Source organism: Vibrio sp. CJQ_6 (assembly GCF_043106745.1).
Lineage (GTDB): Bacteria > Pseudomonadota > Gammaproteobacteria > Enterobacterales > Vibrionaceae > Vibrio > Vibrio furnissii.
Window position 1 is genome coordinate 1 of sequence record NZ_JBICMV010000017.1, and the last position, 13,750, is coordinate 13,750.

The 13,750-nt window shown below is 51.7% G+C and carries 10 protein-coding genes; 2 read left to right on the plus strand and 8 right to left on the minus strand.

Going from position 1 to position 13,750, the window contains the following annotated elements; genetic code table 11:
* Positions 1–131 precede the first annotated feature (131 nt).
* From fre to trxA, 6 genes are all read right to left on the minus strand, one after another.
* Positions 132–845: an NAD(P)H-flavin reductase gene (gene fre / locus ACF8PK_RS09880; RefSeq protein WP_143680566.1), complete on the minus strand. Its 714-nt coding sequence runs from the start codon at positions 843–845 to the stop codon at positions 132–134.
* 15 nt (positions 846–860) lie between these two features.
* Positions 861–1,130, minus strand: a complete 270-nt coding sequence (locus ACF8PK_RS09885; protein WP_004728349.1) for a 2Fe-2S iron-sulfur cluster-binding protein — start codon at positions 1,128–1,130, stop codon at positions 861–863.
* Positions 1,127–2,980 (minus strand): 4-hydroxy-3-polyprenylbenzoate decarboxylase, encoded by a 1,854-nt coding sequence (gene ubiD / locus ACF8PK_RS09890; RefSeq protein WP_143680569.1) that lies wholly within the window; start codon positions 2,978–2,980, stop codon positions 1,127–1,129. The genes ACF8PK_RS09885 and ubiD overlap by 4 nt, the downstream gene beginning before the upstream one ends.
* A gap of 92 nt (positions 2,981–3,072) precedes the next feature.
* Positions 3,073–4,062, minus strand: a complete 990-nt coding sequence (locus ACF8PK_RS09895; protein ID WP_158107981.1) for a hypothetical protein — start codon at positions 4,060–4,062, stop codon at positions 3,073–3,075.
* Between the two features lie 102 nt (positions 4,063–4,164).
* Positions 4,165–5,424 carry a transcription termination factor Rho gene (gene rho / locus ACF8PK_RS09900; protein ID WP_038152528.1) on the minus strand — a complete coding sequence of 420 codons (1,260 nt, stop codon included), beginning with the start codon at positions 5,422–5,424 and terminating at the stop codon, positions 4,165–4,167.
* A gap of 197 nt (positions 5,425–5,621) precedes the next feature.
* On the minus strand, positions 5,622–5,948 hold the full coding sequence (gene trxA / locus ACF8PK_RS09905) for a thioredoxin TrxA (protein ID WP_004728344.1): 327 nt from the start codon (positions 5,946–5,948) through the stop codon (positions 5,622–5,624).
* Between the two features lie 111 nt (positions 5,949–6,059).
* Between trxA and rhlB the strand changes: the two genes are divergently transcribed.
* Positions 6,060–7,367, plus strand: a complete 1,308-nt coding sequence (gene rhlB / locus ACF8PK_RS09910; protein ID WP_004728343.1) for an ATP-dependent RNA helicase RhlB — start codon at positions 6,060–6,062, stop codon at positions 7,365–7,367.
* A 7-nt stretch (positions 7,368–7,374) separates the two neighbouring features.
* Positions 7,375–8,868, plus strand: coding sequence for a guanosine-5'-triphosphate,3'-diphosphate diphosphatase (gppA, locus tag ACF8PK_RS09915; protein ID WP_014203989.1), 1,494 nt, complete (start codon positions 7,375–7,377; stop codon positions 8,866–8,868).
* Positions 8,869–8,916: 48 nt separating this feature from the next.
* Here gppA and ACF8PK_RS09920 read toward each other — a convergent pair whose 3' ends face one another.
* Both ACF8PK_RS09920 and ACF8PK_RS09925 read right to left on the minus strand, forming a co-directional pair.
* Complete coding sequence (locus tag ACF8PK_RS09920; RefSeq protein WP_172561847.1) at positions 8,917–12,348, minus strand: PAS domain-containing hybrid sensor histidine kinase/response regulator; 3,432 nt, start codon at positions 12,346–12,348, stop codon at positions 8,917–8,919.
* Between the two features lie 112 nt (positions 12,349–12,460).
* A complete protein-coding gene (locus ACF8PK_RS09925) occupies positions 12,461–13,642 on the minus strand; it encodes a 3-phenylpropionate MFS transporter (protein ID WP_055466812.1) in 1,182 nt (393 codons plus the stop codon).
* Between the last annotated feature and the right edge of the window lie 108 nt (positions 13,643–13,750).

Consider the following 13,750-nt stretch of genomic DNA (forward strand, 5'->3'; position numbering starts at 1 on the left):
GAGGATTTAAAACAGCGCAAGCGCTTTTTTAAAAAAACTTTAAAAAAAAGACCGTTCGATGAATAAAGCAACAAAAAGACTAAAAAGAGGGCATTTTTGCCCTCTTTGACTGATTTACTACGATTTATACATTAGATAAAAGCGTACGCATCTGCGAACATTCGTTCTCTACTCGCATGTTTCTTCTGCGTAAATAGTTCACGTGCTGCGCCCGCCATTTCAAAACGGCCCGCGATATAAATATCGAAATCTGCCAGTGAATCGAAATCTTGGTCAATCGCCTGAAGTACATTCCCCACTTTACCTGTCCAGCGCTCACTGGCATTTTCTACTACGGGAATAAAGTGGATATTCTCATTTTGGGCAGAAATAGCCTCCAACTCTGCTTTTGCATACAGTTGGTCTTCATCACGTCCACCCCAGTAGAGATAAATAGCATGAGGCATCTGTTGAGCCACGCAATGATCCAAAATTGAGCGGACATAACTGAAGCCCGTCCCACCAGCAATCAATAATAACGAACGTTCGCTGTCTTCTTGCACCCATGCATCACCATGCGGTGCATCGATGATGATATTACTGCCCTGCTCGAGCGCTTGGCGCATAGCCTGTACCACTTCCAGTGCGTAAGCGTTGTGTTCCGCCGCGCCGATGTGCAGCTCCAACTCGCCTTCATGGCGACATGGGCTGCTGGCAATGGAAAAAGGACGTTTATCTTTTTCGCCCATTACGACCATCAGATACTGACCGGCTTTAAAGGCAACCGGCTGTTCCGGGTGCAGCAGGATCTGAAATGTATTGCTGGCTAATGGCTGAATGGACTTTACTTTACAATTAATGGTCATGAGCTTCCTTCTTACTTACTCTTCAAAAGTAAGTACTAAATGACTTTCTGCGAAGGCTTGGCAGGGAAAGATCCATCCTTGAGCTTGCTCTTTCTCTGTGAGCATAGGTTCAAGCTGGTAACTGACCTTACCTTCGACTTTGCGGCACAGGCACGCGGCACACGCACCGACTTGGCAACGATGAGGAAATGAAATCTGCTGGTTGAGCGCAGCATCCAGCACCGTTTGCCCTTCTTCGACTTCAAACTGAATATTGCTCGGAAGCAAACGTACAGTGTAAATCATAGAATACTTAACTCGTCCCAAATCGCATCGATTTTCGCGACCAGTTGAGGATCTTTCTTAATCGGCGTCCCCCACTCTCGTTGGACTTCACTTTCAAGCTTGTTGGTGGCATCCAGAACAAGTTTTGACACTCGTCCGTTTTGAGCAGGTATACGCACAGTATCACGGGCCGGATCCATTCGGGTAGTGATGGCCCAGATAATGTCATGCCAGTCGCGGATATTGACATCACCGTCACACAGCACCACAAATTTCACATCAGCATACGGCTCAAGGAAGGCCAATACTGACGCCATCACCGCTTGCGTTTCACCAACTTGTGTTTTGTTTATGTCAATCAATGCAAAACGGTTATTCGCGGCACAAGGTAGATACACCTCACGCACCAGTGGTTGCTGCAATTTAAACGCGTCAATCTCAGCGCCAGTGATCGCGACATGCGCGCGCTGTTGTTCAGCATCCGACATCGCCAGCTCTGCTGGCCATTTGCGGGTTGCATCCATGCCCATTTTTGAGCCCAGCCCAGCCACTGGCGAAGCGAAGTCCAGCGAATCTATGGGCGTATGTTCAATCATCAAGGTATCACGCATCGGCTCCATATGCTCCGTCATGGCCGCAATAACACTGTTCCAATCGCGAGCATTGACGGATTCATCGCACACAATCACGTATTTGGTGTACATGAACTGACGCAAGAACGACCACACGCCCATCATGACGCGCTTCGCGTGCCCGGGGTATTGTTTCTTCATGGTCACAACCGCCATTCGATAGGAACACCCCTCGGGTGGCAGATAGAAATCAGTAATTTCAGGAAATTGTTTTTGTAGAATCGGGACAAAGACTTCGTTGAGTGCCACACCGAGCACCGCCGGTTCATCAGGCGGACGCCCAGTATATGTGCTGTGATAAATCGGTTGATTGCGCATCGTCACATGCGTCACGGTAAACACATGATGGCGTTCGACTTCATTGTAGTAGCCGGTGTGATCGCCATACGGCCCTTCGTCTGCGTACTCGTTCGGGTCGATGTACCCTTCCAACACAATTTCAGCACTGGCGGGGACTTCCAAATCATTGCTGATGGACTTCACCACTTCGGTTTTACTGCCACGCAGCAACCCAGCAAAAGCGTATTCTGACAACGTGTCCGGCACCGGCGTCACCGCCCCCAAAATGGTGGCTGGATCAGCGCCAAACGCAACAGAAACTGGGAAAGGTTCGCCCGGATGCGTTTCCATCCAGTCACGGAAATCAAGTGCACCACCACGATGCGCCAACCAACGCATGATGATTTTATTCTTGCCAATTTTTTGCTGGCGGTAGATCCCTAAGTTTTGGCGTTTCTTATTGGGGCCACGCGTCACGGTCAATCCCCAAGTTAATAGTGGGGCGACATCGTCCGGCCAGCAGCTCATCACAGGCACTTTATCGAGATCGACTGCGTCGCCTTGCCACACGATATCTTGGCACGGCGCGCGGCGTAGTCGCTTCGCCGGCATATTGAGAACTTGCTTAAATACCGGCAGTTTGTCGAGCGCATCTTTAAAACCGCGCGGTGGCTCGGGCTCTTTCAGGTAAGCCAATAATTTGCCGACCTCACGCAAGTCTTGCACCTGTTCACGCCCCATGCCCATGGCGACACGTTCAGGTGTACCAAACAAGTTAGTCAATACCGGAATCTCAGATCCAATCGGATTTTCAAACAACAAAGCAGGGCCGCCCGCGCGTAACGTACGGTCGCTAATCTCCGTCATTTCATAATGTGGGTCGATCGGGTGAGTAATGCGTTTCAGCTGACCATGCTTGTCCAGATGATCAAGAAAATCGCGTAAATCCTTAAAACTCATAGGGCTTCTGCTCATTGATTAATCTGCGCGCAGTATAACAAAAAGAGGAACTCTCGGTTCCTCTTTTACGGTTTTGCTTGAGTGATGCGCGCTTATTGTGTGAGGACCTGCAAAATGGCATGGCTTTTCACTTGTCGATTGTTGAGCAGAATTTCTTTCAACCACGACTGATACCCCTGATCGGCCAGCGCTTGGGCGACTATCGGTGCCTCGTCCGAATTTCCGAGTCGATCGACCAGAAACGTTTTCACCTCATCAGTCATCGGTTTGGTGCGCGTCAGTTCTTTGAGCGCTTTCGTTTTCAAACGAGGGTTATCGACGGCCGCCATGATTTGTTGCAAGGCAAACGTATCACCCTGCTTTGCCAGACGATCCAACTCTTGTTCGACATGGAAGTCGGCGCGCATGAGCCACAACAACTTATACACTTGAGGATCTTCACTGACTTGCGCCATGCGTACCATCACCGCCGAAGAAGGCAACCAACTGGTGACTGCAGCCTGCGTCAGTTGATCGGTTAACGCTTTGACGGCCTCTGGAGAGAGGCTGTTGAATTCGCGCATCAATAGCGCTTCTCGCGCTTGCACTTGATGTTCATTGCCCGACAACCATTGGCGCAAGTTCAGTTCGTAGCGCTCGGCTTTCAACACAAAGTCGAGCACGCTCTGATCTTGATTCCAGCGTTTAATCAAGCGATTCGCAATCCCCGGATAATCAAACGCCGGGACAGAAAATTCATAGCCTTCGCCTTTTTCCAGCACTTGATACACCGGTGCGACATGGCGCTGAGCGTCGACGAAATTCACCATCCGGGGGGACAAAATCAGTCGACTTTGCTCGAGATGTTGCAGCAACAGATAGCGCACGGCTTCTTGCTGTGGCAAAGCCAGCCGTTGCAAGGCAAAGCTTAACGCATCGGTATCGTCTTTCACGGCCATTTCGACCAGTTCCGCCACTTTTTGTTGCAACTGATGATCGTGCAACAATTGTTGACGCGCTGTCGGCACCATTTCTACCGCCGACACGGGCACCACCCAGAGTGAAAGAGAGAGGAGAAGTGTAAACAACATTCCGTGTTGCATATTAACCTCCTGTTAACATTCTTAGCCATTGTGGGCGGTTCGTGGCGAGAATGCAAACAAAAACACCACCCAATGGGTGGTGTTTTTTTATTCGTTGAACTCTTACTGACGACGCATGGCGTCAAAGAATTCGTCGTTGGTTTTGGTCATCGCCAATTTATCGATGAGGAATTCCATCGCGTCGGTCTCGCCCATTGGGTGAACGATCTTACGCAGAATCCACATCTTCTGAAGCTCGTCGGTCTTCGTCAACAACTCTTCACGACGCGTACCACTGCGGTTGAAATCGATCGCAGGGAAAACACGTTTTTCAGCAATCTTACGGTTCAAGTGCAGTTCCATGTTACCTGTACCTTTGAACTCTTCGTAGATCACTTCGTCCATCTTCGAACCGGTATCCACCAGCGCAGTAGCGATGATGGTTAGGCTACCGCCTTCCTCAACATTACGCGCCGCACCGAAGAAACGTTTTGGACGATGCAATGCGTTTGCATCCACACCACCGGTCAATACTTTACCTGATGAAGGCACAACGGTGTTGTATGCACGCGCCAAACGGGTGATCGAATCCAGCAGAATCACAACGTCTTTCTTGTGTTCAACCAGACGTTTTGCTTTCTCAATCACCATTTCTGCCACTTGTACGTGACGTGATGCTGGCTCATCGAAAGTTGAAGCAACCACTTCACCTTTCACCAAACGTTGCATCTCGGTCACTTCTTCTGGACGTTCGTCGATCAGAAGAACCATCAGGACACATTCTGGATGATTGCTGGCAATGCTTTGGGCAATGTTTTGCAGCAGCATGGTTTTACCCGCTTTTGGCGGAGCAACGATCAGACCACGCTGACCTTTACCAATTGGTGCTGCCAGATCGAGAACTCGCGCTGTAATGTCTTCTGTCGAGCCATTACCACGTTCCATCACCATACGTTCGTTAGCATGTAGAGGCGTTAAGTTTTCGAAAAGGATTTTGTTGCGGGCGTTGTCAGGTTTGTCGTCGTTAACTGTGTTCACTTTTAACAGTGCAAAGTAACGTTCACCTTCTTTAGGCGGACGGATTTTCCCGGCAATCGAGTCACCCGTGCGCAGGTTAAAGCGACGAATTTGGCTCGGTGACACGTAGATGTCGTCAGGACCGGCCAAGTATGAACTGTCTGCACTGCGTAGGAAACCAAAACCGTCTTGAAGAATTTCCAAGACCCCGTCACCAAATATGTCTTCACCACTTTTCGCATGTGCTTTGAGGATGGAGAAGATAATGTCTTGTTTTCTCAGACGCGCAAGGTTTTCAAGGCCCAGGCTCTCACCAAGCTTCACAAGATCAGACACAGGTCTGTTCTTCAATTCTGTTAGATTCATTGTGGTGGATACTTGTTTAGTCAAAATAGGATCTGTTTTCTAGTTAAGATGGATTTGGTCGCAGGATTGACCAAGAAGTGAACATTTGTCTAATTAACGTGCGATAAACTAGCACTAAATATTAGCCTAGTCTAGAAAATGTTTTTTACCAAAAACAAAACCGCACATATTGCTATGTACGGTTTCAAGGCGTTCCCTTATAGGTTCGCGTCTAAGAATTCTTTCAGTTGAGTCTTAGATAGCGCACCAACTTTGGTTGCTGCAACGCTACCATCTTTAAACAGAAGAAGCGTTGGAATGCCACGAATACCAAACTTAGGCGGTGTTCCCGCATTGTGGTCGATATTCAGTTTACCGATAGTGAGTTTGCCTTCGTACTCGTCTGCGATTTCATCAAGAATTGGCGCAATCATTTTACAAGGACCACACCATTCTGCCCAAAAATCAACAAGAACTGGGCCTGCAGCTTTGATCACATCGTTCTCAAAACCTTCATCAGAAAGCTGCAAAATTTTATCACTCATCTTCCACTCCAATGTGTTTTTCTGAACTGGTTGCATACTAACCAGTAAATAGATGCTCTATTGGAATGTATTTACTTCCGTATTGCAAGCCTAAGCTGATATTCTATACCTATGAAAAAGACGCATATCACAGAGCAAAAGTTCGCCGACTTCGGTTTACATCCGCAAGTTGTTGAAGGATTGGAGAAAAAAGGGTTCGAATACTGCACCCCTATCCAAGCCTTGGCGTTGCCGGTACTGCTCACCGGCCAAGACATCGCAGGCCAGGCCCAAACGGGGACTGGTAAAACGCTCGCGTTTCTTACTGCTACTTTCCACCATTTATTGACTACGCCAGAAATTGAAGGTCGTCAGCCAACGCAACCTCGTGCGATCATTATGGCGCCGACCCGTGAATTGGCGATTCAGATCTATAACGATGCCGAACCTCTGATTGCCAGCACCGGTATTAAAGCAGCCCTTGCCTACGGCGGTGAAAGCTACGACAAACAGTTGGCAAAACTGCAAGACGGCGTGGATGTGCTGATCGGCACAACTGGGCGCATTATCGATTTCTACAAACAGCGCGTCTTTAACCTCAACAACATTCAAGCCGTGGTGCTGGATGAAGCCGACCGTATGTTCGATCTTGGCTTTATTAAAGACATCCGCTTCTTGTTCCGTCGTATGCCGGAGCCGAAAGACCGTCTCAACATGCTGTTCTCAGCAACGCTGTCTTACCGCGTGCAAGAGCTGGCGTTCGAACACATGCACAATCCTGAGCACGTGGTGGTCGAGCCAACCCAAAAAACCGGTCACCGTATTAAAGAAGAGCTGTTCTACCCATCGAACGAACACAAGATGGCATTGCTGCAAACGCTGCTTGAAGAAGAATGGCCGGATCGCGCGATCGTCTTTGCCAACACCAAGCACCGTTGTGAGCAAATCTGGGGCCACTTGGCTGCCGATGGTCACCGCGTGGGTCTGCTGAACGGTGACGTGCCGCAGAAAAAACGTGAACGCATTCTTGAGCAATTTACCAAAGGTGAGCTAGACGTATTGGTTGCCACCGACGTAGCCGCGCGCGGACTGCACATTCCTCAGGTCACGCACGTGTTTAACTACGATTTGCCAGACGATTGTGAAGACTACGTTCACCGTATCGGCCGAACCGGTCGTGCTGGTGCCAGCGGTCATTCGATCAGCTTTGCGTGTGAAGAGTACGCGATCAACCTGCCGGGCATCGAAGAGTACATCGAACATGCAATCCCGACATCTGAATATGACCCATCCGCTCTGCTGACGGATCTGCCAAAAGCGCTGACCATGCGTTCATCGCAACAACGCCGTACCAATACCGGCGGCCAACGCAACAACGGCAACCGTAAATCTCAACGCCGCCCGCGCGCACCTCGTCCGCGTCAGAACAAGGATTCGTAAGCCGTCTATGAGTCAAGCCGTTTCTTCACCGCTGTATGCTGCGATCGACCTGGGGTCGAACAGCTTTCACATGTTGGTTGTGCGCCATATTGATGGCAGCGTTCAAACCATGGCGAAAATCAAACGCAAAGTGCGTTTAGCTGCCGGTTTGGATGAACACAATGCGTTAAGTTTAGAAGCGATGCAACGAGGCTGGGATTGTCTCAGCCTGTTTGCCGAACGCCTGCAAGATATTCCTGATGAGAATATTCGTATTGTGGGCACCGCAACGCTGCGTACCGCCACGAATGTCGAGGTGTTTCTGGCCAAAGCCAACGCCATTCTCGGTCATCCCATTGAGGTGATCTCCGGCGAAGAAGAAGCGGCCACGATCTACAAAGGGGTCGCACACACGTCTGGTGGCATGGGGCGCCGACTGGTGGTGGATATCGGTGGTGCCAGTACCGAAATGATCATCGGAGAAGGGTTTGAAGCCAAAGCACTGACCAGCCTGAAAATGGGCTGCGTGACGTGGTTGGAGCGCCACTTTAAAGATCGTCAGTTGAACGCCACCAACTTCAACAATGCCATTCACGCCGCCAAGCAGATGCTGAATCCGATTTTGGAACAGTACACGCAATTGGGGTGGAATGTGTGTGTCGGTGCCAGCGGCACCGTGCAAGCGCTGCAAGAAATCATGTTGGCGCAAGGCATGGATGAAGTGATTACGCTGGCTAAACTCAAACGCCTGCAAAAGCAAGCGATGCTGGCTGATCACTTGGAAGAACTGGACATTGAAGGCTTAACGCTGGAACGTGCGCTGGTATTTCCAAGCGGCTTATCCATTTTGATCGCGATTTTCGAATCACTCGACATCGATGCGATGACACTGGCTGGCGGCGCCCTGCGCGAAGGCTTGGTGTACGAAATGGTTGAAGGTCTGCGTCAGGACGATATTCGTGCCCGCACCATCGCCAGCATTCAACATCGTTACCAAATTGACACCGCCTACGGGGAACAGGTGGCGACGTTAGCCAGTAAGTTGCTGATGCAATGCGGTGGCGAAGCGTGGATCACCGAACCACAAGCCGAAATGCTGCTACGCAGCGTGGCACAGTTGCACGAAATCGGGCTGTCGATCGATTATAAAAAAGGTGGCGAGCACAGCGCCTATCTACTTCATCACCTTGAATTACCGGGTTACACGCGCGCGCAAAAGCATTTTCTGGCAGAGCTGGCACGCCGCTACCGCGAGCAGTTGACCTCGCTGCCAGAGCAATATGCGCTCTCCGGCACCAGTGGCAAACGTGTGTTGCGCTTGTTCCGTCTTGCCGTACTGCTTAGCCATCGCCGCAATGTGGCGCTCGAGCCGCAAGTGACCTTGCACGCCGATGGCGACAAACTAACGGTCAATCTCGATGCAACGTGGCTGGCGCAAAATCCACTCACGCACGCAGAGCTCGAATTGGAAGCCAACCGCCAAACCGACATCGGCTGGCCACTGACGATTCAAACCCTGTAAAAAAACGCCCGTTCAAGGGCGTTTTTTATTGCCAACGGGGAATACCACTCACCCCACCCGATTGAGCATGGCGCGCAGTTTAATGGGCTTCACCGGTTTAGCAATAAAACCAAAACCATTAGATTTAATGCCATCGAGAATATCTGCGCTGCGATCCGCGCTGATGATGATACCTTCAAAACAGTCGCCCAAACGCAAGCGGCATTGCTGCAACACCTCTAACCCGGTACGGCCATTGTCGAGTCGATAGTCCGATAGAATCACATCCGGAATCCACTGATTGTCGAGCGCTTTCAAACTGCTCACGAGATCTGTTGCCGTTTTAACTTCACACCCCCAGCGTTCGAGCAGATCGCGCATGCCAACCAAAATGTCCTCTTCGTTGTCGACACATAGCACCCGCAAATAACTGAGGTCAGACACCGCCTCCGTCGTCACAATCGGTGCATCGTGCACCACCGGCTGTGCTTGTTCCAACGTCAGCGAAAACACGCTGCCGCGTCCCGGCCAAGAGCGCATGGCGATCTCATGTCCCAGCACATGCGCAATCCCTTTGGAGATCGCCAGTCCAAGTCCCAGACCTTGGTCAGAACGCACTTGTCCCCCACGGTTAAACTCTTCAAAAATTTCCTGCTGTTTATCTTCCTCAATGCCAATGCCATTGTCCCACACATCAATTCGCACTTTGCCTTGTAAGTGACGCACGCCAAGCAGCACTTTGCCTTTGGGATTGTAGCGAAACGCGTTGGTCAAAAAGTTCTGCACCACGCGGCGCAGCAATTTGGGATCTGAGCGGACAAATAATGACGACGGCACCATACTGAAATCCACCCCTTGCTGGCGCGCCAGCGCGCTGAATTCCGCATTGAGGTTGGTCAGAACATCTTTGATCGCAAAACTCTGCGGATGGATTTCAAGTTTGCCGGACTCCAAACGCGAGATATCCAGCAAATCACCAATTAAGTCTTCCGCCGCACTCAAGGCACTTTCGATATGGTGCGACAGGCGCTTGACTTCATCCTCTTGCGCCACTTCCGCCAAAGACGACGCAAACAGACGCGCGGCATTGAGCGGTTGCATCAAGTCATGGCTGACCGCGGCCAGAAAACGGGATTTAGATTGCGATTCACGTTCTGAACGCTGCGTGGCGGCAACCAACTGTTTGTTGAGTTTTTCCAGTTCACGAGTGCGCTCAAGGACGCGCTCTTCCAGATTCTCGTTGGCTTCTTTGAGCGTCTGCTCGGCATCGCGGAACACGGTGATGTCGGTAAAGCTCATCACAAACCCGCCGCCGGGCATCGGATTGCCCTGCACTTCAATCACGCGGCCATCCGGGCGAACCCGCGAAGACGTATGACGCGTTCCTTGTTCCAAGTGATACACGCGGCGGCGCACATGATCTTCCGGTTCACCGGGGCCACATAACCCTTGCTCGGCGTTGTGACGAATCACATCAGCAATCGGTCGCCCGACCTGAATCAAGCCCGGCGGAAAATCAAACAGCTCCAAATAGCGCTGGTTCCATGCCACCAGACGCAACTGCTTGTCCACCACAGCAATGCCTTGACCAATGTGTTCGATGGCACCTTGCAGCAGACCGCGACTAAAGTCGTATAGCTCCGAGGCTTCATCGACAATGGTCGCCACCTCTTCAAGCTGCATGTTGCGCCCTTGCAACGCCGAGGTCAGCACCAACTTGGCCGACGAGGCGCCAAACACCCCCGCCAGCACCCGCTCGGTGTGGCGAATTAAGGTCGATGGCGCTTGTTGGTTGGGCATCAACATTTCGCGTTGCTGGCCCCAATACTGCGTAAACGCTGCGCGTACTCGCGTGCGACCGACAAAGCGCGATGCCAACATCTCCAACTCACCCACTGTCACTCGGCTTTGATACAGGCTCATGTTTTCGTTTTCAGGCAGCGGCGTACCGACAAACGCGGCCGATTGCAACCGTTCGCTTAAACTTGAACGCGTCCCCCACGACACCAGCACATAACACAGCGCATTGAGTGACACGCTGAGGATCATGCCCCAGTCGGAATTTTTTAGCCCCCAGTTGGCCAGCACATCCGGCGGCGTGATGAGCCACAGCAAGACGTTGCTTTGCTCATCGCCAGCCAACATGTTGGTGGTAGTCATCAAGGTGATCAGCCACAGCGTAAACCCCACCGCGAGTCCCACATACACCCCTTTGCGGTTTCCTTCGCGCCAATACATGCCACCGATCAGCGCCGGAGCAAACTGTGTGATGGCCGAAAACGAGAGAAACCCAATCGCCGACAGCGACGGAATGGTATCAAGGGCGAGATAAAATCCCCACGCCCCCAGTAACAGCAACAAAATCAGCGTGCGGCGAATGATCACCAAAAGCCCAGAGAAATGACGATGGTTGCGCTGCGACAAACGCATACGGCGCAGCAGCAAGGGCATCACCAAGTCATTCGACACCATGATCGCCAGCGCAATGGTGGAGACAATCACCATGCCTGACGCGGCCGAGGTGCCACCAAGAAAAGCCAGCAACGCGATGTCTTCGGCGCCAACCGACATCGGCACACTGATGACAAACGTATCAGGCGATGTGCCACTCAGCAGGCTTTGCCCGACCCAAGCGATCGGCAGTACGAACAGCCCCATCAAAATCAGGTACATCGGGAACAGCCAACGCGCGGTATGCAGATCCTGCGCGCGTTCGTTCTCCACCACCATGGTATGAAACTGACGTGGCAGACAGATGATGGCAATCATCGTCAGCACCGTGTGTACAAACAGCGTCGGCCAATTAGGCGCCTCATAAGTGGCGCGAACAGTTTCCATCAGATTCACACTGTCGTGACTCAACGCGAGAAACAGAATAAACAGCCCGACCACCAAAAACGCCACCAGCTTGACGATGGACTCAAACGCAATCGCCATCATCATGCCGCGGTGATGTTCGGTGTTATCAATGTGCCGCGTACCAAACAGCATGGTAAACAGTGCCAACGCCAGCACCACAAACCACGACACGTGATCGTCCTGATAGCCGAACTGCTCACGCAGATCCGGCGCGACGATGTTCAGCCCCATGGTAATACCGCGTAGCTGCAAAGCGATGTAAGGCAGAATCCCCGCAACCGCGATCAGCGTGACCGCCACCGCCAAGCCTTGCGACTTGCCATAGCGCGCCCCGATAAAATCAGCAATCGATGTGATGTGTTCGCGTTTGGCGATGAGAATCAAACGCGCAAGGATGCGCCAGCCAAAGGCAAAGACCAGAATCGGCGCAATATAAATCGGTAGGAACGACCACGGGTTGGCACTCGCTTGTCCCACCGTGCCGTAAAAGGTCCACGACGTGCAATACACCGCAATCGACAAGCTGTAGATCCACGGTCGCCATTTCGCCAACCAACGCGTCTGCCGATCGCCATACCAAGCAATTAAAAACAATACGCCCAGATACACGAGCGACACCGGTATCACTAACCATCCTTGCATGACTTATCCTTGTGGCTGCTCCGCAGTAATAAAAAAGTCCCTTCCTCGCCTAAGGCGCCGTGAAGAGACTTTTATTAAACAGAGGATGAGCGGATTGCTCAATCAAGCAGCATTAAATCTGTGCTTCAGGCTCCGCTTTCGGCAGAGCCACGTTCGATTCGGGCTCATCCACTTTCACCAACAGCGCCAGTAGACCCATGGCGGCCATCGCCCAAAACACGTACGCGCCCCAATGTTCGTAGCCCCAACCGCTCAATGTGGTCATCAAAGCAATCACCGCGCCCAGTGGAATGGCGTTGTACAACGCCTGCAACGCCACCATCTTATTCTGCGGCGCATGCTGAATGTACTGAATTGCGGCAATGTGAGACATCGCAAAGGTCACGCCGTGCAGCAGTTGAATCGCCACCAACGCCACAATCGCAGTGGTCGATGCCGTCAATCCCCAACGCGCCATCACGCCCAGTGACGCGATGACAAACAGAGTGCGCAGGCTCCAACCGGAGAACAGACGTTTGCTCAGTGCAAACACCAGCACTTCAGCTACCACCCCCAAGCTCCACAAATAGCCGATCACATCTTCCGAGTGGCCGGATTCTTTCCAATAAATCGAGCTAAAGCTGTAGTACGCGGCATGGCTGCCCTGAATCAGTGCCATCAACAGCAGAAATTTCACCACTGGCCATTCACGCAGCAAGGCCGTCAGTTTCAAGCGTTCTGCCGCTTCATGGTGCTCAGTCACCGGCATCGGCTTGGTGTTTCGCAAGCTGATAAGCCAGCACACCAGCAGGCCAAACAGCGCGGTGTAGAGAATCATGCTCGCGCCGTACTGCGCGACAAGAAATCCCACCACGGTTGAGCCGCCAATGAAGGCGACCGAGCCCCACAAACGCGCACGACCATAATCAAGCATGTTGCGCTTGGCGTAATAGTTGGCCGTCGCATCTGACAGCGGAATGATGGGACCACAGCAGAGGTTAAATAGAATGGTCGCTAACGCCATCAGCCAGAAACTGCCGCCGGTAAAGAAGTGGAACGCAACAAACAGCAGCCCGGCGAGGGTCAGCCAGCGCAAGGCCGGCAACAGATGCTCGGCTTTGTGCACTCGTGGCGTAATCACGATATTGGCCACACAACGCGTGGCAAAACCAATGCCCACCAACAAACCAATGTCCGTTGCTGAGACGCCTTGATCCGCAAACCACAGCGACCAAAACGGCAAATACACACCGTAGGCAAAGAAGAAACCGATGAAATACTGGGAGATCCAGCCAAAAGGAGAAGGGTTTAGCATTTGTGATCCTACAATGAAACCGTCAAAAAAACGCGGGTATTATGCAATGAGTTCCTTGGTTTAAAAAGGGGGCTTTGCGCAACACAAAGTTTCCATATTCGCATGCAT

Coding starts and splice junctions, on each gene's coding strand:
- fre (WP_143680566.1), bottom strand. CDS start 845: ATGACCATTAATTGTAAAGTAAAGTCCATTCAGCCATTAGCCAGCAAT.
- ACF8PK_RS09885 (WP_004728349.1), bottom strand. CDS start 1,130: ATGATTTACACTGTACGTTTGCTTCCGAGCAATATTCAGTTTGAAGTC.
- ubiD (WP_143680569.1), bottom strand. CDS start 2,980: ATGAGTTTTAAGGATTTACGCGATTTTCTTGATCATCTGGACAAGCAT.
- ACF8PK_RS09895 (WP_158107981.1), bottom strand. CDS start 4,062: ATGCAACACGGAATGTTGTTTACACTTCTCCTCTCTCTTTCACTCTGG.
- rho (WP_038152528.1), bottom strand. CDS start 5,424: ATGAATCTAACAGAATTGAAGAACAGACCTGTGTCTGATCTTGTGAAG.
- trxA (WP_004728344.1), bottom strand. CDS start 5,948: ATGAGTGATAAAATTTTGCAGCTTTCTGATGAAGGTTTTGAGAACGAT.
- rhlB (WP_004728343.1), top strand. CDS start 6,060: ATGAAAAAGACGCATATCACAGAGCAAAAGTTCGCCGACTTCGGTTTA.
- gppA (WP_014203989.1), top strand. CDS start 7,375: ATGAGTCAAGCCGTTTCTTCACCGCTGTATGCTGCGATCGACCTGGGG.
- ACF8PK_RS09920 (WP_172561847.1), bottom strand. CDS start 12,348: ATGCAAGGATGGTTAGTGATACCGGTGTCGCTCGTGTATCTGGGCGTA.
- ACF8PK_RS09925 (WP_055466812.1), bottom strand. CDS start 13,642: ATGCTAAACCCTTCTCCTTTTGGCTGGATCTCCCAGTATTTCATCGGT.